General features: G+C 41.8%; 30 protein-coding genes. 16 read left to right on the top strand and 14 right to left on the bottom strand.

Annotated features, from left to right (window positions below):
- Positions 1–96: 96 nt before the first annotated feature.
- The 6 genes from ACGF5R_RS00790 to pspA form a co-directional block, all read right to left on the bottom strand.
- The gene (locus ACGF5R_RS00790; RefSeq protein WP_387689264.1) at positions 97–1,161 is read right to left on the bottom strand and encodes a YcjF family protein; all 1,065 of its coding nucleotides are present in this window, start codon (positions 1,159–1,161) and stop codon (positions 97–99) included.
- Positions 1,158–2,555 (bottom strand): YcjX family protein, encoded by a 1,398-nt coding sequence (locus ACGF5R_RS00795; protein WP_112875906.1) that lies wholly within the window; start codon positions 2,553–2,555, stop codon positions 1,158–1,160. Before ACGF5R_RS00795 ends, ACGF5R_RS00790 begins: the two co-directional genes overlap by 4 nt.
- Before the next feature lie 92 nt (positions 2,556–2,647).
- On the bottom strand, positions 2,648–2,779 hold the full coding sequence (locus ACGF5R_RS00800) for a hypothetical protein (protein WP_255566824.1): 132 nt from the start codon (positions 2,777–2,779) through the stop codon (positions 2,648–2,650).
- A gap of 41 nt (positions 2,780–2,820) precedes the next feature.
- The gene (gene pspC, locus ACGF5R_RS00805; RefSeq protein WP_112875796.1) at positions 2,821–3,174 is read right to left on the bottom strand and encodes an envelope stress response membrane protein PspC; all 354 of its coding nucleotides are present in this window, start codon (positions 3,172–3,174) and stop codon (positions 2,821–2,823) included.
- Positions 3,174–3,392 carry an envelope stress response membrane protein PspB gene (pspB, locus tag ACGF5R_RS00810; RefSeq protein WP_011146806.1) on the bottom strand — a complete coding sequence of 73 codons (219 nt, stop codon included), beginning with the start codon at positions 3,390–3,392 and terminating at the stop codon, positions 3,174–3,176. Before pspB ends, pspC begins: the two co-directional genes overlap by 1 nt.
- A 37-nt stretch (positions 3,393–3,429) precedes the next feature.
- The gene (gene pspA, locus ACGF5R_RS00815; RefSeq protein ID WP_112875795.1) at positions 3,430–4,104 is read right to left on the bottom strand and encodes a phage shock protein PspA; all 675 of its coding nucleotides are present in this window, start codon (positions 4,102–4,104) and stop codon (positions 3,430–3,432) included.
- Between the two features lie 181 nt (positions 4,105–4,285).
- Here pspA and pspF point away from each other — a divergent pair, with 181 nt between their 5' ends.
- The 9 genes from pspF to gstA all read left to right on the top strand — a co-directional run bounded on the left by pspF (position 4,286) and on the right by gstA (position 14,231).
- Positions 4,286–5,287 carry a phage shock protein operon transcriptional activator gene (pspF, locus tag ACGF5R_RS00820; protein WP_112893924.1) on the top strand — a complete coding sequence of 334 codons (1,002 nt, stop codon included), beginning with the start codon at positions 4,286–4,288 and terminating at the stop codon, positions 5,285–5,287.
- Positions 5,288–5,543: 256 nt separating this feature from the next.
- Positions 5,544–7,208, top strand: coding sequence for an ABC transporter substrate-binding protein SapA (gene sapA / locus ACGF5R_RS00825; protein ID WP_262979997.1), 1,665 nt, complete (start codon positions 5,544–5,546; stop codon positions 7,206–7,208).
- Positions 7,205–8,170 (top strand): putrescine export ABC transporter permease SapB, encoded by a 966-nt coding sequence (gene sapB / locus ACGF5R_RS00830; protein ID WP_112875793.1) that lies wholly within the window; start codon positions 7,205–7,207, stop codon positions 8,168–8,170. The genes sapA and sapB overlap by 4 nt, the downstream gene beginning before the upstream one ends.
- Positions 8,157–9,047 carry a putrescine export ABC transporter permease SapC gene (gene sapC / locus ACGF5R_RS00835; protein WP_112875792.1) on the top strand — a complete coding sequence of 297 codons (891 nt, stop codon included), beginning with the start codon at positions 8,157–8,159 and terminating at the stop codon, positions 9,045–9,047. Before sapB ends, sapC begins: the two co-directional genes overlap by 14 nt.
- Positions 9,047–10,039: a putrescine export ABC transporter ATP-binding protein SapD gene (gene sapD / locus ACGF5R_RS00840; RefSeq protein WP_112893926.1), complete on the top strand. Its 993-nt coding sequence runs from the start codon at positions 9,047–9,049 to the stop codon at positions 10,037–10,039. The genes sapC and sapD overlap by 1 nt, the downstream gene beginning before the upstream one ends.
- A complete protein-coding gene (gene sapF, locus ACGF5R_RS00845) occupies positions 10,040–10,849 on the top strand; it encodes a putrescine export ABC transporter ATP-binding protein SapF (protein ID WP_112875790.1) in 810 nt (269 codons plus the stop codon). It begins immediately after the preceding gene.
- Positions 10,850–11,023: 174 nt separating this feature from the next.
- A complete protein-coding gene (gene fabI, locus ACGF5R_RS00850) occupies positions 11,024–11,812 on the top strand; it encodes an enoyl-ACP reductase FabI (RefSeq protein ID WP_011146814.1) in 789 nt (262 codons plus the stop codon).
- Between the two features lie 543 nt (positions 11,813–12,355).
- Positions 12,356–13,114 carry a hypothetical protein gene (locus tag ACGF5R_RS00855; protein WP_112875789.1) on the top strand — a complete coding sequence of 253 codons (759 nt, stop codon included), beginning with the start codon at positions 12,356–12,358 and terminating at the stop codon, positions 13,112–13,114.
- A gap of 511 nt (positions 13,115–13,625) precedes the next feature.
- A complete protein-coding gene (gstA, locus tag ACGF5R_RS00860; protein WP_262979995.1) occupies positions 13,626–14,231 on the top strand; it encodes a glutathione transferase GstA in 606 nt (201 codons plus the stop codon).
- A gap of 46 nt (positions 14,232–14,277) precedes the next feature.
- On the opposite strand, the gene pdxY is transcribed toward gstA, so the two are convergent.
- Positions 14,278–15,141 (bottom strand): pyridoxal kinase PdxY, encoded by an 864-nt coding sequence (pdxY, locus tag ACGF5R_RS00865; RefSeq protein ID WP_112875787.1) that lies wholly within the window; start codon positions 15,139–15,141, stop codon positions 14,278–14,280.
- Position 15,142: 1 nt separating this feature from the next.
- Between pdxY and ACGF5R_RS00870 the strand changes: the two genes are divergently transcribed.
- Positions 15,143–15,313 (top strand): hypothetical protein, encoded by a 171-nt coding sequence (locus ACGF5R_RS00870; RefSeq protein ID WP_387689270.1) that lies wholly within the window; start codon positions 15,143–15,145, stop codon positions 15,311–15,313.
- 26 nt (positions 15,314–15,339) lie between these two features.
- Here the strand turns inward: ACGF5R_RS00870 and tyrS are convergent, their stop codons facing one another.
- The 3 genes from tyrS to anmK form a co-directional block, all read right to left on the bottom strand.
- The gene (gene tyrS / locus ACGF5R_RS00875) at positions 15,340–16,614 is read right to left on the bottom strand and encodes a tyrosine--tRNA ligase (protein WP_387689273.1); all 1,275 of its coding nucleotides are present in this window, start codon (positions 16,612–16,614) and stop codon (positions 15,340–15,342) included.
- A gap of 119 nt (positions 16,615–16,733) precedes the next feature.
- Positions 16,734–17,387 (bottom strand): pyridoxamine 5'-phosphate oxidase, encoded by a 654-nt coding sequence (gene pdxH / locus ACGF5R_RS00880; protein ID WP_112875784.1) that lies wholly within the window; start codon positions 17,385–17,387, stop codon positions 16,734–16,736.
- Positions 17,388–17,436: 49 nt separating this feature from the next.
- A complete protein-coding gene (gene anmK / locus ACGF5R_RS00885; RefSeq protein WP_112875904.1) occupies positions 17,437–18,549 on the bottom strand; it encodes an anhydro-N-acetylmuramic acid kinase in 1,113 nt (370 codons plus the stop codon).
- 347 nt (positions 18,550–18,896) lie between these two features.
- Between anmK and ACGF5R_RS00890 the strand changes: the two genes are divergently transcribed.
- Positions 18,897–19,367, top strand: coding sequence for a glycine zipper 2TM domain-containing protein (locus tag ACGF5R_RS00890; RefSeq protein WP_112893930.1), 471 nt, complete (start codon positions 18,897–18,899; stop codon positions 19,365–19,367).
- An 84-nt stretch (positions 19,368–19,451) separates the two neighbouring features.
- On the opposite strand, the gene slyA is transcribed toward ACGF5R_RS00890, so the two are convergent.
- Both slyA and ACGF5R_RS00900 read right to left on the bottom strand, forming a co-directional pair.
- Complete coding sequence (slyA, locus tag ACGF5R_RS00895) at positions 19,452–19,883, bottom strand: transcriptional regulator SlyA (RefSeq protein WP_112875782.1); 432 nt, start codon at positions 19,881–19,883, stop codon at positions 19,452–19,454.
- 556 nt (positions 19,884–20,439) lie between these two features.
- Positions 20,440–20,679, bottom strand: coding sequence for a DUF1289 domain-containing protein (locus tag ACGF5R_RS00900; RefSeq protein WP_112875781.1), 240 nt, complete (start codon positions 20,677–20,679; stop codon positions 20,440–20,442).
- Between the two features lie 172 nt (positions 20,680–20,851).
- Here ACGF5R_RS00900 and gloA point away from each other — a divergent pair, with 172 nt between their 5' ends.
- Positions 20,852–21,265 carry a lactoylglutathione lyase gene (gloA, locus tag ACGF5R_RS00905; protein WP_112875780.1) on the top strand — a complete coding sequence of 138 codons (414 nt, stop codon included), beginning with the start codon at positions 20,852–20,854 and terminating at the stop codon, positions 21,263–21,265.
- Positions 21,265–21,918 (top strand): ribonuclease T, encoded by a 654-nt coding sequence (gene rnt, locus ACGF5R_RS00910; protein WP_112875779.1) that lies wholly within the window; start codon positions 21,265–21,267, stop codon positions 21,916–21,918. The genes gloA and rnt overlap by 1 nt, the downstream gene beginning before the upstream one ends.
- Positions 21,919–22,145: 227 nt before the next feature.
- Here the strand turns inward: rnt and ACGF5R_RS00915 are convergent, their stop codons facing one another.
- Positions 22,146–22,496: a Grx4 family monothiol glutaredoxin gene (locus ACGF5R_RS00915; RefSeq protein ID WP_112875778.1), complete on the bottom strand. Its 351-nt coding sequence runs from the start codon at positions 22,494–22,496 to the stop codon at positions 22,146–22,148.
- Positions 22,497–22,651: 155 nt separating this feature from the next.
- On the opposite strand from ACGF5R_RS00915, the gene ACGF5R_RS00920 reads away from it, so the two are divergent.
- Together ACGF5R_RS00920 and purR are read left to right on the top strand one after the other, a co-directional pair.
- Complete coding sequence (locus ACGF5R_RS00920) at positions 22,652–22,927, top strand: hypothetical protein (protein ID WP_112875777.1); 276 nt, start codon at positions 22,652–22,654, stop codon at positions 22,925–22,927.
- Positions 22,928–23,112: 185 nt separating this feature from the next.
- The gene (gene purR / locus ACGF5R_RS00925) at positions 23,113–24,138 is read left to right on the top strand and encodes an HTH-type transcriptional repressor PurR (RefSeq protein WP_112875776.1); all 1,026 of its coding nucleotides are present in this window, start codon (positions 23,113–23,115) and stop codon (positions 24,136–24,138) included.
- Between the two features lie 6 nt (positions 24,139–24,144).
- On the opposite strand, the gene punR is transcribed toward purR, so the two are convergent.
- Positions 24,145–25,053, bottom strand: coding sequence for a DNA-binding transcriptional activator PunR (gene punR / locus ACGF5R_RS00930; RefSeq protein WP_387689276.1), 909 nt, complete (start codon positions 25,051–25,053; stop codon positions 24,145–24,147).
- Positions 25,054–25,200: 147 nt separating this feature from the next.
- Here punR and punC point away from each other — a divergent pair, with 147 nt between their 5' ends.
- Positions 25,201–26,397: a purine nucleoside transporter PunC gene (gene punC / locus ACGF5R_RS00935; protein ID WP_112875774.1), complete on the top strand. Its 1,197-nt coding sequence runs from the start codon at positions 25,201–25,203 to the stop codon at positions 26,395–26,397.
- Positions 26,398–26,579: the final 182 nt, after the last annotated feature.

A 26,579-nucleotide genomic window follows, 5' to 3' on the forward strand; every position in this document is an offset into this window, starting at 1 on the left:
CTAAGATTGATTATAAAACAAATTAATAAAATAACGTAAAATATTGTCATTATCTGGATATTTTGTGCGTTCATATAGAATTAAAGTATATATCATTTAATTAACTATATTCTTAGACTTATTTGGCAGGATATTCTTAAGTTGAGTGATTAGCTGACGACGGAAATCTCCTAATTTAGGTTTATCACCTTCTATCCAAGGTAATGGCCTACATAATTCCATCGCTTTAATACCCAACCGGGCGGTCAGTAAACCTACACCGATCCCTTGAGCGGCTCTGACAGAAAGACGCGCAGCGATATCCTGCGATAACCAATCCATACCCACTTCCCGCACCACTTCTGAAGCACCAGAAAAAACAATATTCAGTAGAACAAGACGGAAGAGCCGAATACGACTGAAATATCCCAGTTCAATACCATATAGAGCTGCAATACGATTAATTAGCCGGATATTACGCCAGGCAATAAATGCCATATCGACAATGGCCAACGGGCTAACTGCTATCATTAATGCCGATTCCGCAGCACAGCGGCTGATTTCAGCCTTGACTTGAGAGTCCAAAACAGGTTGAACCCATTTACTGTACAACACCACCACTTCACGATCGTTATGTGTATCATGTAAAGCGGCCCACCAGCGCTGTAACGCCGGATTATGCTGTTCGATACCCGCCTGACTTGCCAACTTCTCACAAAATTCCCGCCCTTTACCCACGCCATGATGCTGCAATAACGCTCTTGCCGTATCGCGTTCCTCAGACCGCATTCTTAGCCGATAAAGACGATGCCACTCATTGACAAGAGAACCTATTCCCGCAAAGACAATCATGCCCCCGGCTGCCGCTACACCTAATGCACTCCAATCCTGTTGCTGCCATGATTGATAAATCCACTGCACAAACTGAGCAACAGCACTCACCCCCAATAACATCAGAGAACCATATACCATTCTACGCCAGCAACTACGCTTAGGTTTCAGTGCTGCATTAACTATCCCTTCTACCTGACCTTCGCGTTCTTCAGCCTCAAGTTCCGGTGAAGCAGGACAAAAATTCGCTGTGTCTTTTTCATTAAAGATCTGAGCAGGCTTTAAAACCGGCTCTTGTGGCCCCGATAAGGATTCTGCAAAGTCAATTCTTGGCTTCAAGGGTTCCGTCATTTCACTTTATCTCCCACTAAAAATTCCAGCACGGTATCCAACCGGATATGAGGCAATGGTGTATCAACATTTACCGGACAAGGGCTAAACTCTTCGAAAGAGAAACCCTGTTTTTGCCAGAAGTTATCCTCAGGTAAACGCCGTGGCACCTCTCCGGGAAAAAATGTCAGCGGTTTACCATCTGTAAGCCGATATCCTTTCAACGCCGGAATACTTTCACCATTGTGTTCAATCACGCCACTTTCTGTCGCTCGTACCGACGCCAGGCCAACACAATCCATGCTGATACCTTCAAAAACCGCATTTTGTCTGGCTTCCTGAATCAATTGCTGGAGTAAAGAAACCAAATTAGCATGCTGATCTGCGGTAACGTGATCGGCTTTACTGGCAGCAAACATTAATTTATCAATGCAAGGGGAAAACAGGCGACGGAAGAGCGTTCGTTTACCATAATGAAAACTTTGCATTAATTGTGTCAGCGCCAAACGCATATCATTAAATGCTTGTGGTCCACGGTTTAATGGCTGTAAACAATCTATCAACACAATCTGCCGATCAAAACGTAGAAAATGCGCTTTATAAAACCCTTTCACCACCGACTGGCAGTAATATTCAAAGCGCTGACGCAGCATACCGATATTCGTGTGTCTATCTGCCTGAGCAAATCGTGACTCAGTGATATTGTTGATATCCGGCCACGGGAAAAATTGTAAAGCCGGAGCACCCATCATATCACCGGGCAGAACAAATCTCCCCGGCTGAATAAAATGTAAACCTTGCTCTTTGCATTTAGCCAAATATTCCGTATAAGCCTGAGCAATAGCAGCCAACAGATTCTCATCTGCGGGTGCCAGTGGATCGCACTGTTTACAAAGTTCCAACCAAGGTTTTGCCCATACAGCTCTTTGTCCCTGCAATAAGCTATTCATCTGGTGTGACCATGTTAAATAACTTTGCGCCAACATCGGTAGATCCAACAGCCATTCGCCGGGATAATCCACAATTTCCAGATATAACGTGGCAGTTTCTTTAAAATGGCGCAGCAGAGAATCCCCAGAACGGTAACGAAGTGCCAGACGGATTTCACTGACACCCCGCGTCGGAGTCGGCCAGGCTGGCGGTGTGCTGTAAAGTGCGGTCAACCCTTCATCATAAGTAAAGCGAGGAACGCCCAAATCACGTTGTGGAACCCGTTTTACACCCAACAAGCGACCGTCACGCACAGCAGAAAATAGCGGCAACCGGGCACCGCTATGGAGGTTAAGTAACTGATTAACCAAAGATGTGATAAACGCTGTTTTACCACTATGACTTAATCCTGTTACAGCTAACCGTAAATGGCGATCCATCCCACGATTAACCAACGCAGTTAATTCATTTTGTAGCCGTTTCATGTCTCTCCTGTGATAAATATGACGATCAGGCAATACCCGTTGCATCATTTAACTTTTCCTGCAACTCGTGCTGGCAGGGCTTCACGCTGACGCTACATCTCTTGTTTAGCCAACTTATGAGAAACCCAAACCGTGTTAGGATCATCGGCTTCATTGAGGCCCTGTTTCACTTGTTCCCAGAACCAATTATCGTGTTCCGCCGCTTCATGAGTTCGTTTCAACACTAATGACCCCACAATTAGCCCAAGGCCTCCCTTAATTATTATCAAAGCTGCCTGAAACGACTGCGAACGCTGAACGTTTCTGAGGTGATATAACGCTCCATTTGGCGCAGACGAATCTCTCCCGATTTCAATTGATAATCGATTTCATTCAGCAAGTTTTGTACTGAAAAATGGTCCTCTTCGATATAACCCGTAGGTGCCGGATCAAGGACGAAAACCAGTACAATATAAGCAACAACCACAAAACCAAACAGGCCAAAGAAGAGTGACAATACCGCGATGACACGAATCAAACGTACTGGTACATCAAAATAATAGGCCAACCCAGCACAAACACCTTTAATTTTGCCCTTTTCGGGTATTCGATACAGTTTCCGGCGGTTACCATTCGACATTATGATTGCCTCCAATCAGGATGTTCCGCATCCAGAATATCTTCCAATGTTTTGATTCGTGCCTGCATATGTTGTACCCGCTCTGCCAGACGCTGAATTTCATTCTGATCTAACTGGCTTTGGTTTGAATTCCGGCTGTTATAATGCAACCACAACCAGATGGGTAACACAAAAAGTACAAAAATAGTCAGCGGAATGCCAAGAAATATAGAGCCCATCACTTTTCCTTAAATGGTTAGTTGAGTGCGCCAACACTTAATGTTGTTCTTTATTAGCATTTATTTTAGCCTTCATTGCCGCTAACTGCGCACTGATTTCATCGTCTGCTTTTAATTCAGCAAACTGTTGATCCAACGATTTTTGTTTTCCCATGCCCACGGCTTCTGCTTCCGCTTCCATATGATCGATACGGCGTTCAAATTGTTCGAAGCGAGCCATTGCCTGATCAATTTTACCGCTGTCTAGATGATGACGAACCTGTCGGGAAGAGGCGGCCGCCTGATGACGCAAAGCCAATGCCTGTTGTCTTACTCGGGTTTCGCTAAGTTTGTTTTCAAGCTCAACAATCTCCCCTTTCATTCTCTCAAGTGTCTCTTCCAGTATGGTTAATTCATGTTTCAATGTATCCACTAAAGCAGCCACTTTCTGCTTTTCAAGCAGGGCTGCCCGTGCCAAATCTTCTCTCTCTTTATTCAACGCCAGTTCCGCTTTTTCCTGCCAGTCGTGCATTTGTTGTTCACCTGCGGTAATGCGGCGAGATAACTGCTTTTTCTCTGCCAAAGCACGGGCGGAAGTTGAGCGAATTTCAACTAAAGTGTCTTCCATTTCCTGAATCATTAGACGAATCATTTTCTGCGGATCTTCCGCTTTATCCAGTAATGAAGAGATATTGGCATTCACGATATCAGCAAAACGAGAGAAAATACCCATAACAAATTATCCTCTTTGGTTAAGGTTGGTTAATACTATTCATGTCACTTCTATCCTATCAAGAGTCATGCCAACTTTTCATTTACTTTATTTCCATGAAATATAAAGAAATTTTTTTATTTAACTTTTTATCACAACGTAATAAAGTGGCTAAAATAACCAATTATCGGTGAAAATAACCATGAATGACGCCACAGAAAACCTATTGGGTGAAGCAAACAGCTTTATTGAAATTCTGGAGCAGGTATCCGCGCTGGCAAAATTAAACAAACCCGTTATCGTTATTGGGGAACGCGGAACCGGCAAAGAGCTGATTGCCCGCCGTTTGCATTATTTATCTCCCCGCTGGCAAGGCCCATTTATCTCCCTAAACTGCGCGGCTCTGAATGAAAATTTATTAGATTCAGAGTTATTTGGTCATGAAGCTGGCGCATTTACCGGTGCGCAAAAGAGGCACCAAGGAAGATTTGAACGTGCTGATGGAGGAACACTATTTCTTGATGAATTGGCAACCGCACCAATGCAAGTTCAAGAAAAGCTGTTGCGTGTCATTGAATATGGGCATCTTGAACGCGTTGGCGGCAGCCAATCATTACAAGTTGATGCTCGACTGATATGCGCGACCAATGATAATCTGCCCGCAATGGCAGCTAAGGGGCAATTCCGCGCTGATTTGCTCGATAGGCTGGCTTTCGATGTGGTTAAAATCCCACCATTGCGGCAAAGACAGCAGGATATCATGTTGTTAGCGCAGCATTTTGCTATTCAGATGTGCCGCGAACTTGATTTACCACTATTTCCCGGGTTCACTGACCAAGCAAGACAACAGTTACAGGATTACACGTGGCCCGGTAATATTCGTGAACTGAAAAATGTTGTGGAACGATCGGTTTATCGTCACGGCGAAAATTCTGCTCAACTTGATAATATTATTATTAACCCATTCGCCTCCACACCACATTTTATAGCCAATGATGATAGTAATGATTTATCTTCACAACTTCTGCCTTCACTACCAGTTAATTTGAAACAGTGGCAACATGACAGCGAACGACAATTAATAGCATTATCATTAAAAGAGAGCAGATTTAACCAAAGAAAAGCAGCAGAGAAACTACGACTGACCTATTATCAATTACGAGGCTTAATGAAGAAACATGATATCAACGTCGGCGATAAGTGATCCGGATTACAGATAAAAAAAAGCCAGCACCCGAGCTGGCTAAAAAACACTGGAAGCAATGTGAGCAATGTCGTGCCTTTCCTGAGATACAAAAACTGTTCCCCGGAAGTGCGATACAGATGATAATGGTTATCAATACGTTTTGCAAAGCACTTTATTGAGAATTTTTCTCATTATCATCCCCGCAGCGTTTTTTTGGGCTCAAGCGCGAATTGAGATACAATATGTCAATTCTAATTAATAACAGATGCCTTATATGCGCAGTTTGATTTATTGGATCATATTATCCCTTTCAGCTCCTGCTATTGCAGAAACAATAGCTATGCCTGAAAAAAATCCCCACGTTCCGACTGACATTCAGCAACAAGGGCTTATTTATTGCGTTAATGGCAATCTGAATACCTTTAATCCCCAACTGGCTAGCAGCGGCTTAACTGTCGATACACTGGCAGCACAACTCTATGAGCGCCTACTAGATGTAGACCCCTATACTTATCGTTTACTCCCTGAATTAGCCTCCCATTGGGAAATACTGGATAATGGTGCTACCTACCGTTTTTATTTGCGCCATAATGTCTCATTTCAATCAACAGACTGGTTTACTCCGACCCGTAACATGAATGCTGATGACGTCATTTTCAGCTTTAAGCGTCTGTTTGATAAGCAACACTATTATCACAACGTCAATGGCGGGCATTATCCCTATTTTGACAGCCTCCAACTGGCCGATTCTATTCAAAGTATCCGTAAACTTAATGAATATACGGTGGAGTTTCGCTTGAACGAACCAGATGCTTCTTTTCTTTGGCATTTGGCAACCCACTATGCCCCAATACTTTCACAAGAATATGGGCAACAATTGCATCAAATGAATCGCCATGAACAAATTGACTGGAAACCTGTCGGCACAGGCCCGTTTATGTTGGAAGATCATCGGACCAGACAATTTATTCGTCTGGTTCGTCATGATAAATACTGGAAAGGCAAACCACAAATGCGTCAGATAGTTATTGACGTCGGCGCCGGCGGCACCGGCAGGATGTCTAAACTTTTAACCGGTGAATGTGATGTATTAGCGTATCCCGCTGCCAGTCAGCTTACAGTTTTACGAGATGATCCTCGCCTGCGTCTGACTTTACGCCCAGGAATGAATATCGCTTATCTGGCTTTCAATACCAGCAAGCCACCACTTGATAAGCTACAGGTCCGGCAAGCCATTGCTTACGCTATTAATAACCAACGGCTGATGCAATCCATCTATTATGGTACGGCGGAAACAGCCTCATCAATTTTACCTCGGGCGTCATGGGCTTATGATAATCAAACTGAAATTACGGAATACAACCCAGAAAAATCCCGTAAAATGCTTAATGACCTCGGATTAAATGGCTTGCAATTGAGCTTATGGGTACCTTCCGCCTCTCAATCATATAATCCAAGTCCACTCAAAATGGCAGAACTGATTCAGGCCGATTTAGCACAAGTTGGTATTATCATGAGTATCAAACCTGTTGAGGGCCGCTTTCAGGAAACCAAACTGATGGATAAATCTCACGATATGACATTATCAGGTTGGTCAACTGACAGTAATGACCCAGACAGTTTTTTCCGTCCACTGTTAAGTTGTGCTGCTATCGCTTCACAGACAAATTTCAGCCATTGGTGTGAACCAACGTTTGATAAAATTTTGCGGGAAGCTTTGATTAACCAGCAATTATTATCCCGAATTAAGTATTATCATGCGGCTCAACAAGTCCTTGAGCAGCAATTACCTATATTACCATTAGCCTATTCTCTGCATTTACAGGCCTACCGTCATGATATTAAAGGGCTGGTACTCAGCCCATTTGGTAATACCTCTTTCGCTGGCGTTTATCGGGAAAAAGAGACTAATCGAATGAATCAGAAGGGTGACAAATGATTATTTACACTCTCCGTCGTCTGCTATTGCTGATTATTACCCTGTTTTTCCTGTCACTGATAAGCTTTAGCCTAAGTTACTTTACCCCCAATGCTCCACTCAGCGGGGCATCCCTATTTGATGCTTATATATTCTATTTCAACAGCTTATTACTATGGGATTTTGGCGTATCCAGCATTAATGGTGAACTTATCAGCGGACAACTACGGGAAGTGTTCCCCGCCACAATGGAGCTCTGTATTCTGGCTTTCTCTACCGCCTTACTAGTCGGCATCCCACTCGGGATTATTGCGGGAGTATGGCGTAACAAACCAGCAGATACTGTTATCATCTCCATTGCTTTAGTCGGATTTTCCATCCCGATTTTTTGGCTAGCATTATTACTGACTCTATTTTTCTCTCTTTATCTCGGCTGGCTACCCGTCTCCGGGCGCTTTAATCTGCTATATCAGATTGAACCTGTAACAGGTTTCTCATTAATTGATGCCTGGTTATCAAAATCACCCTATCGTAATGAGATGATCATTAGTGCCATGCAACACTTGCTGCTACCCGTTATTACACTCGCCGTTGCACCGACAACCGAAGTTATCCGGTTGATGAGGAACAGCACAGAAGAAGTTTTTGGTGAAAACTATATTAAAGCCGCCGCAACCCGTGGTTTATCAAGGCTGACAATTATCCGTCGTCATGTATTACACAATGCGTTGCCCCCTATCATTCCGAAACTAGGATTACAATTTTCCACCATGCTGACACTGGCAATGATGACAGAACTCGTATTTAACTGGCCGGGACTTGGTCATTGGTTGGTCAGTGCCATTCGTCAGCAAGATTATTCCGCCATTTCTGCCAGTGTTATGGTGATTGGCACACTGGTGATTTTTGTCAATGTTCTGTCTGATATTATTGGCGCAATGGCTAACCCTCTGAAGCATAAGGAATGGTATGCCCTTAGATAATTTTTATCGTGAAAAGAAAATGCCGTCACCGATAAAGGTCATCTGGCGCTTTTTCTATTCTGACATGTTGGCAATGATGGGGTTTTATGGGGTGCTGATTCTGATCGCCCTAAGTCTGTTTGGTAGCTATCTGGCCCCCTATAAGCTCGATCAACAATTTCTTGGTCATCAGTTGCTGCCACCTTCATGGTCATATCACGGTAATATCGCATTTTTTCTAGGTACCGACGATCTTGGACGCGACATTCTCAGCCGATTACTAATAGGTACAGCCTCTACATTCGGTTCAGCTCTGTTAGTCACTTTAGCAGCCGCTTTATGTGGTCTGATTATTGGCTGTCTGGCAGGCATGACACGAGGACTGAAATCCGCGGTGCTCAATCATATTCTCGATACATTACTCTCTATCCCATCACTATTGTTGGCAATCATTGTCGTCGCCTTTGTGGGCGCCAGTTTGCAGCATGCAATAATCGCTATTTGGTTGGCGCTATTGCCACGTATCGTTCGCACAGTTTACAGCGCCGTTCACGATGAGCTAGATAAAGAATATGTTATTGCCGCTCGCCTGGATGGCGCCTCTAATTACCACATTCTATGGTATGCCGTATTACCAAACATTACCGCCGCCTTGGTCAACGAGCTAACACGTGCCCTTTCTATCGCCATACTTGATATCGCTTCACTTGGTTTTCTTGATCTTGGCGCCCAGCTTCCCTCACCCGAATGGGGAGCCATGTTGGGCGATTCACTGGAGCTAATCTATGTTGCGCCCTGGACCGTTATGTTGCCCGGCGCGGCAATTATGTTCTGTGTCTTGTTAGTCAATTTATTAGGTGATGGATTACACCGAGCAATTAATTCCGGGGTGGAATAATGCCATTACTCGACATTCGCAATCTCACTATTGAATTTATGACTGCCAAAGGGCCAGTTAAAGCGGTTGATCGCGTCAGTATGTCACTGACAGAAGGCGAAATACGTGGTCTGGTTGGTGAATCCGGCTCAGGTAAAAGCTTGATTGCCAAAGCAATAAGCGGAGTCACTAAAGATAATCTCAAAGTGACGGCTGACCGTTTTCGCTTCGATGATATTGACCTGCTCCGTCTGACTCCACGTCAGCGCCGAAAAGTAATCGGCCACAATATCTCAATGATTTTTCAGGAGCCACAATCCTGTCTTGATCCTTCTGAAAATATTGGTCGTCAACTCATTCAAGCCATTCCCTGCTGGACATACAAAGGCCGTTGGTGGCAACGTTTCAAATGGCGAAAACGCCGGGCTATTGAATTACTCCACCGTGTGGGAATTAAAGATCATAAAGACATTATGAGTAGCTTCCCTTGCGAGTTAACGGAGGGAGAGTGCCAAAAGGTCATGATTGCTATCGCATTGGCTAACCAACCACGCCTGCTGATTGCAGATGAACCAACCAATGCGATGGAACCAACCACACAAGCTCAGATTTTCCGTCTGTTAGCACGATTGAATCAGAACAACAACACCACCATTTTACTGATAAGTCATGACTTGCAAGTCATGAGCAAATTGGTGGATCGCATTAATGTTCTGTACTGTGGTCAAACGGTCGAAAGCGCCGTTCCCGATGAATTACTGGTAACACCACACCACCCTTACACACAAGCGTTAAGCCGCGCTATCCCTGATTTTGGTAGCTCTTTGCCCCATAAAAGCAGGTTAAACACCTTATCAGGCGCTATTCCATCCCTTGAGCACTTACCCATCGGCTGCCGTTTAGGTCCGCGTTGTCCTTATGCGCAAAAAACGTGTATTGAAACACCGCGGTTGCGGGTGATTAAAAACCACGCTTTTGCCTGCCACTTTCCACTGAATCTGGAGGAACAGTAATTGATTAATACTCTGCTAGAAGTCAGGAACTTGGCTAAAACTTTTCGCTATCGAACGGGTTTTTTTCATCGTCAACATCTCAATGCGGTAAAACCCGTTAGTTTTACCTTAAAAGCTAAACAGACACTGGCGATTATTGGTGAAAACGGTTCTGGAAAATCAACACTGGCAAAAATGCTTTCAGGCGTCATCGAGCCAACTGCCGGTGAAATCATGATCGAAGGCCATAAACTCACTTACGGTGATTACAGTTATCGCAGCCAACGCATTCGCATGATATTTCAGGACCCAAGTACGTCGCTAAATCCTCGTCAGCGTATTGGTCAAATTCTTGATATTCCCCTTCTGCTTAATACAGCGCTCAATACAATGGAGCGGGAAAAACGGATCAACCAGACATTGCGACAAGTTGGCCTGTTACCGGACCATGCCAATTATTATCCACATATGTTAGCCTCAGGCCAGAAACAGCGGGTAGCACTGGCGCGCGCATTGATATTACAACCTCAGATTATTATTGCTGATGAGGCATTAGCATCACTCGATATGTCTATGCGATCTCAAATCATTAATCTGATGTTGGAATTACAGGAAAAACAAGGTATTTCTTACCTCTATGTCACCCAGCATCTTGGCATGATGAAACATATCAGCGATCAGGTGCTGGTCATGCATCAAGGGGAAGTTGTTGAGCGGGGAAATACAGCAGAAGTGTTGGCTTCTCCTCTGCACGATATGACCCGCCGTTTAATCGCTAGCCATTTTGGTGAAGCACTCACCGCTGATGCCTGGCGGCAGGATATTCCTTAACATATAGAAAACGATAATCACTGCTCGGAGCAGAACGCAAAATACAGCATATTTCTCTCTAGCGTGATAGAATTACTGGGTTTATTAACAATAAAACGTCATATTGATATTGTCTCTGTGAGCAATTTTAATCCATGAATATCATTACCGGCGTTATCACACAAGGATACTGTTATGGGTTTTATGACCGGCAAGCGCATTCTGATCACTGGCGTCGCCAGTAAACTCTCCATCGCTTATGGTGTTGCAAAAGCAATGCATGACCAGGGAGCTGAGCTGGCTTTCACTTATCAAAATGACAAGTTGAAACCTCGTGTTGAAGAATTTGCTGCTTCCCTAAATTCTACTATCGTTCTGCCTTGCGATGTAGCTGAAGACGAAAGCATTGAAGTCCTGTTCACCGAGCTGAGTAAAATTTGGCCAAAATTCGATGGTTTTGTTCACTCCATTGGCTTTGCACCTGCTGATCAACTGGATGGTAACTATGTCAGTTCCGTTACCCGCGAAGGTTTTAGAATCGCGCACGACATCAGCTCTTACAGCTTTGTTGCTATGGCAAAAACTTGCCGTGAAATGCTGAACCCAAATTCTGCTTTACTGACTCTCACCTACTTGGGAGCAGAGCGCTCAATCCCTAACTATAATGTAATGGGTCTGGCAAAAGCATCTCTGGAAGCTAACGTCCGTTATATGGCTAACGCCATGGGCGCTGAAGGTATTCGTGTTAACGGTATCTCTGCCGGGCCTATCCGTACTTTAGCTGCGTCTGGCATCAAAGATTTCCGTAAAATGCTGGCTCACTGTGAATCCGTTAACCCAATTCGCCGCACTGTAACAACTGAAGATGTTGGTAACGCTGCGGCATTCTTGTGCTCGGATCTGTCCGGCGGTATTACCGGTGAAATCCTGCATGTTGACGGTGGTTTCAGCATTGCCGCAATGAATGAACTGGAATTGAAATAATCTGATTAATAATCAGTAAATTTCAACTCACAAAACAAGGCCCGAAAAGCTAGTTTTTCGGGCCTTTTATTATCAATAAAATAATAGATTAATCACTTCATTAAATCATCACTAATAGGTAAAAATTAATTTTAAATTAAAATATAAAAAACAATTGGAGAGAATTATTAAAACCTTTGTAATTAAATAGTTAAACGATATTACCTTATATACCCGTCATCTTTCAAGCTGCCTCTTTGTTGGCTGCACTCACTCACCCCGGCCACATAGTTATCTATGCTCCCGGGGATTCATTCCCTTGCCGTCGCGATGCAACTTGAAATCCATAGGGTATAATTGTTTTACCGAAATAAAAAATATTATCTCGTTTCCTTGCACTAATCAGTAATATGTCCTTTAATATAATCAACAACTTAATTTCATATAATTGATTATTAATGCAATATTTTATTTTTATTATCATTTTAATCTTTTAGGTTTAATATTATATTTCATACTTTTATACAATTTAATGATATTTATTATTTTAGCAAGGTGAATAAAATGAAAAATGATTTTTTAATTATATCCAATATGTTTAAATCAATTACCAATATAAAATTGCCAGAATGCCTGAAAAATCATGATCTATCTCAAGAAATTGCAACTTCTTGGAATAAGTTTAGTGAATCATTATATCACTGGCCATCAGCGCTGGAAGATTATGAATATGCATATAATTCCGATGAACAAGATATTGATAGAATCATTAAAAATATACACAAAGCAACAACTTATTTAGGTTCACTTAGCAGTGGATATTTAGGTCATGGTTATATTGCCAGGGTCGATCATGCATTGAAAGAAATTGAATCAGATTTTAGTAAGCTAAACGATTTCATCTCAAAATTACCACAACTCTTTGAAATGTCTCAAATTAATTTTGAAAGCAAGAAAAACTTCGCAGAAAAAACACATATAAAAATACAACAATTATTAAAGAGTATTCCCGATGGAGAAGATAAAAAACAAATATATAAACTCTCTTTATTGATGGAAGAAATCACTTTAAATATATCAGATGTTTCATTTAGCCTTAGAAATATAAATAATTCAGTCAATAAACTTAATGGACAAATCAGAGCAATTAATAATATTTACAATGAATTAGTCGAAAACTTTAATAAAGAGAATAAAAAAGATATTTTTACAAGAAACTATAGGCAATGCATGATCTATTTTAGTGATTTTACAAATAAATTCAATTTATTTTCCTATGATTACAAATCATTTAGAAAAAATAATATATTAATTATGTTATAATCAATATAAAATGAATTTTTGCAACTATCAATAATCTCTATTATTTATTCCGTATAATATCATCAGTTGTAAAATATGCTATATAACACAAAATACGGGGCAGTTTTGGACAAGTAATTTCATCCAGAACTCTCCTTAAATTTCTCTATTAATGCAACCAATTTACCCCAAAATAACGATAAAAAACCAGATAACCACTCATATAATCAAGTGCATAAGAAAGCACTAATCACGATATGATCAGACCATCGGATATCTATTCAATCATTAATTTGCTATAACATATTTCCATATGCCGTGGTAGTATGTATCAAGGCTATGACAATGCCTTACTGAGTTCCTTTGTCCTATTATATCTATACCCTATGGATTTCAAGATGCATCGCGACGGCAAGGGAGCGAATCCCCGGGAGCATAGCAAACTATGTGACCGGTGTGAGCGAGTGCAGCCAACAAAGAAGCAACTTGAAAGATAACGGGTATATTACCGAAAATTTTTAAGGAGCTATACATGAAACTTTATTACCAACCTGGAGCTTGTTCTCTATCACCCCACATCATACTTCGTGAAGCAGGACTTGATTTCAGCGTGATTAAAGTTGATCTGAAAACTAAAAAAACGGAGAACGGCGACGATTTTTTCGCAATCAACCCAAAAGGCCAGATACCAACTCTCCTGCTAGATAACAATGAGATCCTCACCGAAGGAGCTGTTATTGTCCAATATATTGCCGACCAGAAACCGGACAAAAAATTAATTGCACCAGCCGGAACAATGGAACGATATCATCAACTTGAATGGCTTAGCCATATTTCCAGTGAAATCCATAAAGGATTCTCACCCCTGTTCATGCCAGGAACACCAGAAAATTATCGTCCTGTTGCTATTAATAATCTACTTAGAAGATTCAAGTATATAGATGAAGTATTAGCAAAACAGCCATACATTGCCGGGGAGCATTTTACTGTTGCTGACGCTTACTTATTCACGCTCAGTAACTGGGCACCTTTAGTGCAATTGGATCTATCTGATCTGGTTCATCTTAAAGCTTATCAAGAGAGGATTGCAGAACGTCCAAATGTTCGTGATGCCCTGAAAGCTGAAGGGTTAATTTAAAAATAAAAAACCGTTCCACGCAATGTCCGTGGAACGGTTAAATATCTTAATCCAATTGTGTCGCACAGAATTTATGACCAGGCGCCACCATTCTGTCCTGAGCAGCCACAATTTGTAATTCGTATTCGCCCATATCTTTGGTTGTTACCATCACTTCATAAACCGCAGCAGCGACATGTTCGAGGGCAGTTTGTAAAGGCTCGCCTTTTAATAGATTAACCAATAACAAGCCGCTGGTTAAATCACCCACACCAACTGGCTGGCGTTCGCCAAAATCCACCAAAGGCCGACTTACATGCCAGCTATGTTCTTTAGTCACTAATAGCATTTCAAAACGATCAGTCCGATAACCAGCGCGACTAAGGTGTTTAACCAGTACAATATCCGGCCCTTTATCACATAGTGTTCGAGCAGCCACAACAGCCTGTTCTACATTAGTCACTTTCTGCATACTAAGTGTTTCAAGCTCCAGCAAATTTGGCGCAATGATATCACTTACAGGAAGTGCATCTTTACACAAAAATTCAGCCACCCCAGGCACAACAATACAACCTTTTTCTGGGTGCCCCATAACGGGATCACAGAAATACCAAGCATCAGGATTCACCGCTTTTACCCGTTTTACTATATCGATAATATGGCCCCCTTGCTCCGCTGAACCGATATATCCACTCAGTACTGCATGACAAGATTTGAGCTGTTCAATTTCTTCTATGCCCTGAACGATTTCTGTAAGATGGTTAGCTGGCATAATACACCCTTTCCATTGAGCATATTGGGTGTGATTTGAAAACTGTACTGTATTCAACGGCCATACGTTTACCCCCATCCGACGCATAGGGAATTCCGCAGCACTGTTGCCAGCGTGACCAAAAACAACATGAGATTGAATTGAAAGGATATTTTTCACAATGACGGCCTATATTTTTATTCTGGCTTCTGTTTATAAGATTAAAGTCATAGTAAGAGAAAGGGCAACATTATCATTGCCCCATCATATGTTGGCTGCACTCGCTCACCCCGGTCACATAGTTATCTATGCTCCCGGGGATTCGCTCCCTTGCCGTCTCGATGCATCTTGAAATACATAGGGTATATATAATATGAGCTATTTCCAGCAGATCAAACAATCGTGTTTTTTACCACGACGCAGCAGGGTGTAACGATCAAACAGACGGTTACTGTCAGTAAACAGATATTCAGGTTCAGATTGTTTTTCACCATTAATTGCGACAGCGTTGGAACTGATCATCGTACGCGCCTGACCACGAGAAGGTACCAACCCGGCATTAACCAAAGCTTGTTGCAAATCTGCGCCTTTTTCCAACTCAATTACCAGCATACCATCCTGCGCCAATTGAGCAAAATCCGCTTCGGTCAAATCAGCAGCAGCTCCAGAGAATAAACTTTCTGTAATCCGTTTAGCGGCTGCTAACCCCTCTTCACCATGCACCATACCGGTAACTTGTTCTGCCAACACGTACTGAGCACGAGGAGCTTTACCGCTATTTTTATCTTCTTCTTCCAAAGCATCAATATCTTCAAGATTCATAAAGGTAAAGAATTTCAGGAAGCGATAAACATCAGCATCCGCAGTGTTAATCCAGAATTGATAGAATTTGTATGGACTGGTTTTCTTCGGATCTAACCAAACAGCGCCACCTTCTGTCTTACCAAATTTAGTGCCATCAGATTTCGCGATCAATGGAACGGTCATGCCAAATACTTGTTTCTGGTTGATACGACGCGTTAGATCAATACCAGAAGTAATATTCCCCCACTGGTCAGAACCACCAATCTGTAACTCAACACCATGTACTTCATTCAGGCGAGCAAAATCATAGGATTGCAGTAGATTATAAGAAAACTCAGTGAAAGAGATACCCACATCATCACGGTTCAAACGCTGTTTAACCGCCTCTTTGTTAATCATCTGATTAACTGAGAAATGTTTGCCGATATCACGCAGGAAAGTCAGAACATCCATGTTGCCAAACCAATCATAATTATTGGCTGTTTTAGCGCTATTTTCGCCACAATCAAAATCGAGGAAAGGTGAAACTTGTCTACGAATTTTCTCCACCCACTCTTTAACGGTAGCTTCAGTATTCAATTTACGTTCAGTGGCTTTGAAACTTGGATCACCAATCAAACCCGTCGCTCCACCAACTAACGCCACGGGTTTATGCCCGGCTAGCTGGAATCGTTTTAAACACAGCAAGGGAACCAGATGCCCCAAATGCAAGCTGTCAGCGGTCGGATCGAAACCACAATAGAGGGAGACAGGACCCTGCGCCAGTCTCTCCGCTAACGCATTCTCATCCGTCACCTGGGCAATGAGGCCCCGCTCTTGCAGTTGTTTTATCAGGTTATTGCTAGACATTAATGACTCCATTAATTTGTGTATTTTGTCTGTTGTATAAATCGCGATTTAAAAAGAGTGCGGCATAGGATAAAACGCCAATACTATAAGTGCTAGTATTAAAAATGATAATCCACGATTTATGGTGCAAGCCTGTCAACATGCCAGCTATCGCCTTGCCGTTGATAAATAAACCGATCATGGAGCCGGTTTGCACCACCTTGCCAAAATTCAACAGAATCAAAGGTCACTTTGAATCCCCCCCAAAAGCTAGGCAAAGGCACCTCACCATTCAAGAATTTCTGTTTCAATTCAAGGAACTTCCCTTCTAAAACACCGCGTGCGGAAATACGGGAAGATTGTTGTGATGCCCATGCAGCAATCTGGCTATCTCTAGGACGGCTATGGAAATATTTCACCACCTCAACAGGAGAAAGACGTTCCGCTTTACCAAGAAAAGAGACTTGCCTTTCCAAAGGATACCAAGGGAAATGGAGGCTGATTTTGTTATTGTGCGCCAAATGTTTCGCTTTCCGGCTACCTAAATTTGTATAAAAAATCAGACTATTTGTATCAAAATGCTTCAATAACACAATACGTTGATACGGTTGACCATTCTCATCGACCGTCGCTATAGACATTGCTGTGGGATCACTCAACTTAGCGTCACATGCTTGATTAAGCCAACGCTCAAAAAGTTCGATGGGCTCTTCAGTCAAATCCTTACGTCTTAACCCACCACGAATATATTCACGGCGTAATTCTGCAACATCAAATTCATTATGTTCTGACATTAACGTAGCTCTGTTTATGACTCACTAAATACCCAATAGCTTATCATTGTTATTGATTAATAACAGGATAAATCGCTCCTAAAATAGTTTCAGTACTCGCACCGGTAACAGAGGGTAAATTCCCTGGCACACCTGACATTGTACGGAATGCTAACCAAGCAAATGCCAGTGCTTCCATATCATCACCGCTTAGGCCATATTTATCTGTCGGGCAAACCTCCGTCCCCGGTAATAAGGCAGAAAGTCGACTCATTATCTGCGGGTTACGTGCGCCACCACCACAAACCAACAGACGTTCACATCCACCACTCAACATAATTTGCTGTGATACAGACGCTGCTGTCAGCTCGGCCAGCGTTGCCTGAACATCGACAGGAGATATGTCAGGAAAGTTAACTAATTGCGCCTCCAACCAACTCATATTGAAATACTCCCGACCTGTGCTTTTAGGGGCTGGTCGTGAAAAATAGTGATCAGAAAGCATTTGTCCGAGCAATTTGTTATTAACAACACCTTCTCGTGCCCATTGCGCATCTTTATCATAAGGTTTTTTCTGATGACGCCATACCCAACTATCCATCAGCATATTACCCGGACCTGTGTCATACCCTTTGACAGGTGATCCAGGTAATAGCGTCGTTATATTGGCAATACCACCGATATTGAGAATTATCCTTCGTTCTGTCGAATGGCCTAATACGGCGAAATGAAAAACTGGAACTAATGGCGCTCCCTGCCCACCATATGCCATATCCCTCCGACGAAAATCGCCAACCACAGTTATCCCAGTCAAAGCTGCAATACGGTTATTGTCGCCAAGTTGCATAGTGAAAGGCGTATGACTATCTGGCTCATGCCAAACGGTTTGCCCATGACATCCCACAGCAGTAATATCACTTGTAGTTAACCCTGTTTTAATCAGTAAGCCTTGTACAGCTTCAGCGAATAAAGAACCAAGTTCATAATCCAACCGACCGATTGCCGATAATGTCGTTTGCTGCCCTTGACAGACTGCGAGAATTTTCTGTTTTAATTCGTATGGGAATGGATGCGAATAACTGGCTTGCTGAGCAACAACTTTATCATTGATTGCGGCAAGCACCACATCAACGCCATCCAGACTTGTACCCGACATTACACCAATATAACGACCTGACTTCATAACCATTTAATTTGCCTTCCTGCTTAGAATCTGTCTTGATAAAATCAGAAACCATGCCAATAACTATAAAGCGCAGTGGTTTTGGCTGTATATGACTAATAGACAAACGAAGGAATAAAACCTGAGTTTTGGAAACAACTTCACAAAAAATGCTGAATTTTTCATTAATAGCTATTTCTTTTAAAAATCTCTATTGACGTTTAATATATGTTTAGCACTAGATTGCTAATGTACTGATATTCTATTTGAATAAACTTTTTATTACTTATTGCCAATGCCGGTTGTTAGCCTGATTGCCCAGTGAGCTATCAGATTTCCGCAGTCAGGCATCGAAATTAGGAGTTACTATGTTTAAGCACTTTTTAGTTAGCGCGGTTGCCGTTGCTTCATTATCAGGCTGTGTCAACACCGATTCTCTTTCTGGTGATACCTACACTGCTGGACAAGCTAAGCAGGTCCAAACTGTCTCTTACGGCACAGTTGTTTCTGTTCGTCCTATCAATATTCAGGCGAGCAGCAATGAGAATGTATTAGGCGCGATTGGTGGTGCAGTTCTAGGAGGCCTTGTTGGTAATACTATTGGTGGTGGCAGCGGCAACACATTAGCAACTGCCGCGGGTGCGATTGCCGGTGGTGTCGCGGGCCAAAATGTTCAGGGAGCTCTTAACACAACTAAAGGTGTAGAACTCGAAATTCGTCGTGACAGTGGTGAAAGCATCATTGTTGTTCAAAAACAAGGCAAAACACTCTTTCATAAAGGCCAACGTGTAAGAATCGCAGGCCAAGGTAGTAATATTACTGTTTCACCTCGACAATAAGATATAGATAAGAAAACCGTGACTTCATTTTAGTAAGTCGCGGTCTTCTTTCATCCGGTTAGCATTTCATGGATATCGTCATTACTATCTATTTTGTAATTGGATAATATTTTGCTCTAACTTCTGAACTAAAGTGGAAAGAAAAGCAAGTTCCTCGCGTGAAATACCTCCCAGAATCTCATTTCTTGTGGATTCAATAACACCATCTAACTCCCTAATAACCGATGCAGAATCTTCAGTTAGCTTGATTCTCTTTGCACGACGATCATTGGCACAAGTATGCCGGGTGATAAGTTTTTTTTCCTCAAGCTGATCTAATGTCCTGACTAAAGATGGTTGCTCGATACCGATAGCTTTCGCCAACTGTATCTGAGATTGCTCCTGAGGTAACCGGCTAATATTGTATAACGTTACCCAATGAGTCTGAGTTAATTCTAACGGCTTTAAACGATAGTCAATTAAAGCACGCCAAATACGAACTAACCGTGCCAGATCTGATCCCAATGTAGATTCCAATTGTCCCTCCTTAAATAACTAGCCTACTAAACATAACAGCCAAATTTTTCTAAATCAGGCTAACTAGCCTTAAAAAAGTATATATAACTTCTGTATAATCACAGTAAATTCTTAGTAACTAACTAATTCAGGTAACTATAACCAAGAATAACTAAACTTAATTTAAACTCAGAACAAACAATCAACATACAATATTTTTACCATAAAAACTATCAGAACTACGAATACAAACAAACAGAAACCAATAAATATCATTCAATACTTTATTCAAAGTACTATAAGAATAGCTGTCATCTAAATGCTAAGCTATCTATTTTTACATTAATGTTGTTTTTATTTTACATTTATCACACAATCAAGCTTAAAATTCCATTTAAAACATAAAGTTATGAAAACATCAAATAAGCTCACTTAGCCTTTCCGTTAATCAAGAAATAAAAAAATAACAAACAAAATACTTAAAATTATAGTAGAACATTTATAACTTTGCCAAAAATATAACCCTATATAAGTAAATCATTGAATTGTTAATCCCAATAACCTCAAAAATCGATAATTAAAACAGTGATGGCTGCTCAGGTGGTTCTTCATCTATCTGATTTTGTGCTCTCAATGCACGTAAATATCTTTGCCGGCACAGTCGCAATACTTCACGCTTTTGCCCATCTGACATTTTCATCCAATTAAATCTTTCTTCCCGGCTACGATAACACCCCAGACAAAAACCCCGCTCATTCGCCTGACAAATTCCTCGACAAGGACTGGGAATAGCAAAAAACTCTAGTTGCTCAGCCATCACATCCCGTTTCCTATACAATTCACATACTATATTTAATTATAAACCTAGATAAGAATAAATTATAATTATGGACAAATTGAACTGTAACCGTAAGACACGTTATAGTTAGTGGTTTTTGTGCGATCTACCGCACAAAAATATTGGTAAAACCATTAAATTAGAGGTAATTATGCGTTTACTCCATACCATGATCCGTGTTGGTGACCTACAACGCTCCATTAATTTTTACACTGAAGTGTTAGGAATGCGCCTGTTGCGCACCAGTGAAAACACCGAATATAAATACTCACTCGCCTTCGTTGGCTACGCTGATGAAAGCGAAGGAGCAGTAATCGAGTTGACCTATAATTGGGGAGTTGACCATTACGAAATGGGAAATGCCTTTGGTCACATCGCATTAGGTGTTGATAATGTCGCAACCACTTGCGAATCTATTCGCAAAGCAGGTGGTAACATTACCCGTGAAGCGGGTCCTGTAAAAGGCGGAACAACCATTATTGCTTTCGTTGAAGATCCAGATGGCTACAAAATTGAACTTATTGAAAACAAAAATGCCAGCAACGCTCTGGGTAACTCAATCTGATGTCTGACAAAAAAGAGCCAAACGTCCTTAGTGGACGTTTTAGAGGTTATTACCCTGTTGTTATTGATGTTGAAACTGGCGGTTTTAATGCCAAAACAGATGCATTACTTGAAATTGCCGCCGTTACACTGGAGATGGATGGTGAAGGTTGGCTAACGCCTGGCGAATCACTTCACTTCCATATTGAGCCATTTGAAGGAGCCAATCTTGAACCAGCAGCCCTAGAATTCACCGGCATTGATCCATTAAATCCGCTACGTGGGGCAGTGAGCGAATATGAAGCTCTACACGCTATTTTTAAAATGGTTCGTAAAGGGATAAAAAATAATCATTGTAATCGGGCAATTATCGTTGCTCACAATGCTAACTTCGATCACAGCTTTGTTATGGCTGCCGCGGAACGCACTGGACTAAAACGAAATCCGTTTCATCCGTTTGCAACTTTTGACACCGCTGCTTTAGGTGGTCTGGTGTTAGGACAAACAATCTTAGCAAAAGCCTGCATCACAGCCGGCATCCCATTCGATAATAATCAGGCTCACAGTGCTTTATATGATACTGATCGTACCGCTGAATTATTCTGTGAAATGGTCAACCGTTGGAAACAACTTGGTGGCTGGCCATTAGCAACAACCGCAGAAAAAACTGGATAAATAGCCGAATGGCTAGATTAATATAATCAAATCTAAACAATAATACCCCCCATATATCAACATATGGGGGGATAGCATAATAATCTATACCCGTCATCTTTCAAGTTGCCTCTTTGTTGGCTGCACTCGCTCACCACGGTCACATAGTTACCTATGCTCCCGGGGATTCACTCCCTTGCCGTCGCGATGCATCTTGAAATCCATAGGGTATATAAGTAATTAAAAAATTACTCTGTCGCGTTTTCGTCCTGAGAACGATATTTATCAGCAGTTTCTTTGATTAATGTTTGTAACTCACCACGCTGATACATTTCAATGATAATATCGCATCCACCTATCAACTCACCTTCCACCCAAAGCTGAGGAAAAGTTGGCCAATTAGCATATTTTGGCAATTCTGCACGAATATCTGGATTTTGCAAAATATCTACGTAAGCAAAACGTTCACCACACGCAGATAAAGCCTGAACCGCCTGCGCAGAAAAGCCACAATTTGGCAATTTAGGAGAACCTTTCATATACAATAAAATCGGGTTTTCTTTAATTTGGCGCTCAATCTTCTCTATAGTAGTCGTCATTTTTATTTCCTTTAAACCAACAGTCTGTTGATAACCAACATCGTCACAATATTGCGGAGAATACCATTTTCTCTCACTAATATGTATCCTGATCTCTTCGTATCCTGACACAGATGACATGATTTTCACGGTTATTTATTGTAGAGGTTGTTAAGATGACAGACACAATAGCGGCAGAAAAACAAAGAGCAGATAAAGAGACTATCTGCCCAATTTCCTTTCAACGTAAAGCCCAATTTTTAAATCATCTAACCCGTTCAAAACATCAGGCAAAGATCAAGCAAAGAGCGGCAAAAATGGCAATCATCACCAACGTGCTGACAGCAGTAAATAAACCAAGCTTCAAATCGGTATTCATAGAGCCTCCTCAGAATAAAAAGTTTATAACGACAAAAACCAGTCTATTGAGATGGTTAATTGCCCTTACATAAGGAAAAGTATAAATAGCGATTACCACACATTTTATAACACTGATTATTGCTTTCACTTTTGAGCCAGATCAGACAAAATCCAGGATTTATCGCTAACTTATTGCTAGTCCTTCTATGTAAAGGGCTAGCAAGCGATTAACAAAGCGTTTTAAATTTAGACCAAAAGGTCAGGAGTCTTTCACCTCATGGCAACGATCAAAGATGTGGCTAAGCACGCTGGCGTCTCAACCACCACCGTATCCCATGTTATTAATAAAACCCGCTTCGTCGCTGAAGATACTAAAGCTGCTGTTTGGACTGCTATTAAGGCACTGAATTATTCACCCAGTGCCGTTGCCCGCAGTCTGAAAGTTAACCACACAAAATCGATCGGATTACTGGCAACGTCCAGTGAAGCCCCCTATTTTGCTGAAGTCATTGAGGCTGTTGAAAACAGTTGTTATAGCAAAGGCTATACGCTGATTTTATGTAACTCACACAATAACATTGATAAACAGAAAGCCTATCTAGCCATGCTGGCACAAAAACGTGTGGATGGACTGCTAATTATGTGTTCAGAATACCCGGAACAGTTGTTGGGAATGTTGGAAGATTATCGCAATATTCCAATGGTCGTCATGGATTGGGGACAGGCCAGAAGTGATTTCACCGATACTATTATTGATAATGCATTCCACGGCGGTTATCTAGCTGGTCGTTATCTTATCGAACGTGGTCATCGTGATATTGGCGCGATCCCCGGCCCTCTGGCACGAAATACCGGTGGTGGTCGTCATCAAGGATTCTTAAAGGCGTTAAAAGAAGCCAACATTCCGATCAGAGAAGAATGGGTTATTCAGGGGGATTTTGAACCAGAATCGGGCTATAAAGCCATGCATCAAATCTTGAATCAAAAACAGCGCCCGACTGCGGTTTTCTGCGGCGGAGATGTTATGGCTATGGGGGCGATTTGTGCTGCTGATGAATTAGGATTACGCGTCCCACAGGATATTTCTGTCATCGGTTATGACAATATACGCAACGCTCGTTATTTCTCTCCGGCATTGACCACCATTCATCAACCAAAAGAACGACTGGGGCAGATGGCCTTTTCCATGTTACTGGACAGAATAATCAATAAACGTGAAGATGCACAAACTATTGAAGTACATCCACGTTTGGTTGAGCGACGTTCTGTCGTGGATGGTCCATTTATCGACTATCGTCGTTAATTCGTTTTATTCATCTTGAAGCCATTCAGCATTAAGAGTTTCACTATCGCCAAGATAGTCAAGCAGCCAACTTAATGCTGGAGAATGGCTGTTTTGAACCCATGCCAAACAACATGGACTGTCTGGTAAAGGCTGTTCCAGTTCCAGCACGGTTAGTCTATTCTGCCGAATAAGCGGCATTGCCCTATGCTTAGGCACCATTCCTACACATAACCCTTCGTTTAGACAAGACAGACCGGACTCCCAATCAGGAACCACCAACCGGCGCTGATTATCCAGATTCCAAGTGTCACGCTTCGGTAAATTACGGGATGTATCTTCAAGACACAAACTTGGATAAGGCCGCATTTGATCATCAGATAACGGACCCGGCAACTGGGTTAGCGCATGGTCAGCGCTAACCACACATAACCAAGGCATAAACCCCATATCTCGGAAACTATACCTTTCTCCGACTGGAGCCGCCCGGGTTGCACCAATTGCAACATCAACTTGACTATTCACCAGCGCATCCCACACACCATTAAACACTTCCTGATGAATAAAAAGTTCTATATCAGGAAAATGGTGGTAGAAATCAAGAATAAGCTGGCAACTACGTTCTGGTTTGACAACGAGATCAATAGCAATACTAAATTGCCCTCTCCAGCCGTTTGCAACTTGTTGACACTGGTGACGAGTATCAATCATTTTTTTGATAACAGAGCGAGCTTCTTTGATAAAAATAGCGCCTGCCTCAGTTAATTCTACATCCCGATGACGACGCTCAAACAACGAAACAGCAAGCCACTCTTCCAGTTGTCTTACGGTATAACTGATCGCAGAAGGGACACGGTGAAGCTCCGATGCAGCGGCACTAAAACTGCCTGTTCTGGCAACCGCATCCACAACTTCAAGTGAATATTCTGACCACATAATTTTACCTTTCAATTTTTTTCACAGCACTATGCAAATATTACCATTTCACAAGTAAAAATCACGACATATAGAATATGTGTCAATATTGTTATCTATCCATCACTGCAAATTATTTCAATCATGACATTCAAAGAGAGTAATCAAATGAAAAACTCAAGTCAGTTCATGTTCTACCTTGCAGGCTTGAGTATGCTAGGTTATCTGGCCATTGATATGTATCTGCCAGCATTCGGCACTATGCAACAAGAATTAGATACATCGGCAGAAGCAATCAGTGCCAGCCTAAGCATCTTTCTTGCAGGTTTCGCCTTCGCTCAACTTTTGTGGGGACCTCTTTCAGATCGCTTTGGCAGAAAGCCGATTATCATCACCGGACTATCCCTGTTTTCTATTGGCTGTCTGGGGATGATGTGGGTAACAGACGCTACCCAACTTTTAGTTTTGCGTTTTATCCAAGCCATAGGTGTTTGTTCAGCCGCAGTCTCATGGCAAGCATTAGTTATTGATCGTTATGAGGCCAATCGTACCAAACGTGTTTTTGCAACGATTATGCCTCTGGTTGCGCTCTCCCCTGCCCTGGCGCCCTTGATGGGAGCTTGGCTGTTACAACATGGCGGCTGGCGCATGATTTTCCTAGTCTTACTGACAATTACATTATTACTGTTGTTTTTTACTCTGTTCTTGCAAGAAAATCGCAAAAACCGTGAAACTCAAGCGCAAACAAATAATGTCTCTTTCCTTACGCTATTAAAATCACCGCTATTTAGTGGCAATGTTCTGATATTTGCATCATGCAGCGCCGGCTTTTTTGCTTGGTTAACAGGCTCACCTTCGATTCTCGGTGAGATGGGATATACCCCAGATGACATCGGTCTGAGTTATATCCCTCAAACACTGGCCTTTATCGTTGGAGGTTATGGATGCCGCAGTATTTTAGCCAAAATAAAAAGTGATATTATTTTCCCTTATCTGTTAATTGGCTATGCTGTCAGTATGATTGTGCTCTATTTAATTGCAAAATTTAGCGAGCCAACTCTATTCACCATTTTGGTACCTTTTTGCTTTATGGCTGCAATGAATGGTGCGTTATACCCAATTGCAGTAGCAAACGCTTTATCCGCTTATCCACAAGACAGTGGGAAAGCTACTGCATTACAAAACACGCTTCAATTAGGGCTCTGTTTTATTGCCAGCCTAATTGTATCAGCATTTATCATCAATCCTCTCATATCCACAACCACTGTCATGGTTTCTACCGTTGTTCCAATGACATTAGGATATTTTATGCAGTGGAAAAAAAACGCTGATCGCCACATTCACATAATTGAACAAAATTCTTGATATTAATCAAATTATTATCTCAATAAAGGCTGCTAATTACCAATTAATCGCAGCCTTTATTTATTAATTGATAAAACAATTTTACGCTTTTATACTCAAGATGTTCCCTATTATAAATAACTTGGAATTTGAGGTTTTCAGGAGCAATGACTGCCCCCATTAAACTCATGGATTAGTCATCT

The organism is Photorhabdus sp. RM71S, from assembly GCF_042879355.1.
Taxonomy (GTDB): Bacteria; Pseudomonadota; Gammaproteobacteria; order Enterobacterales; family Enterobacteriaceae; genus Photorhabdus; species Photorhabdus kayaii.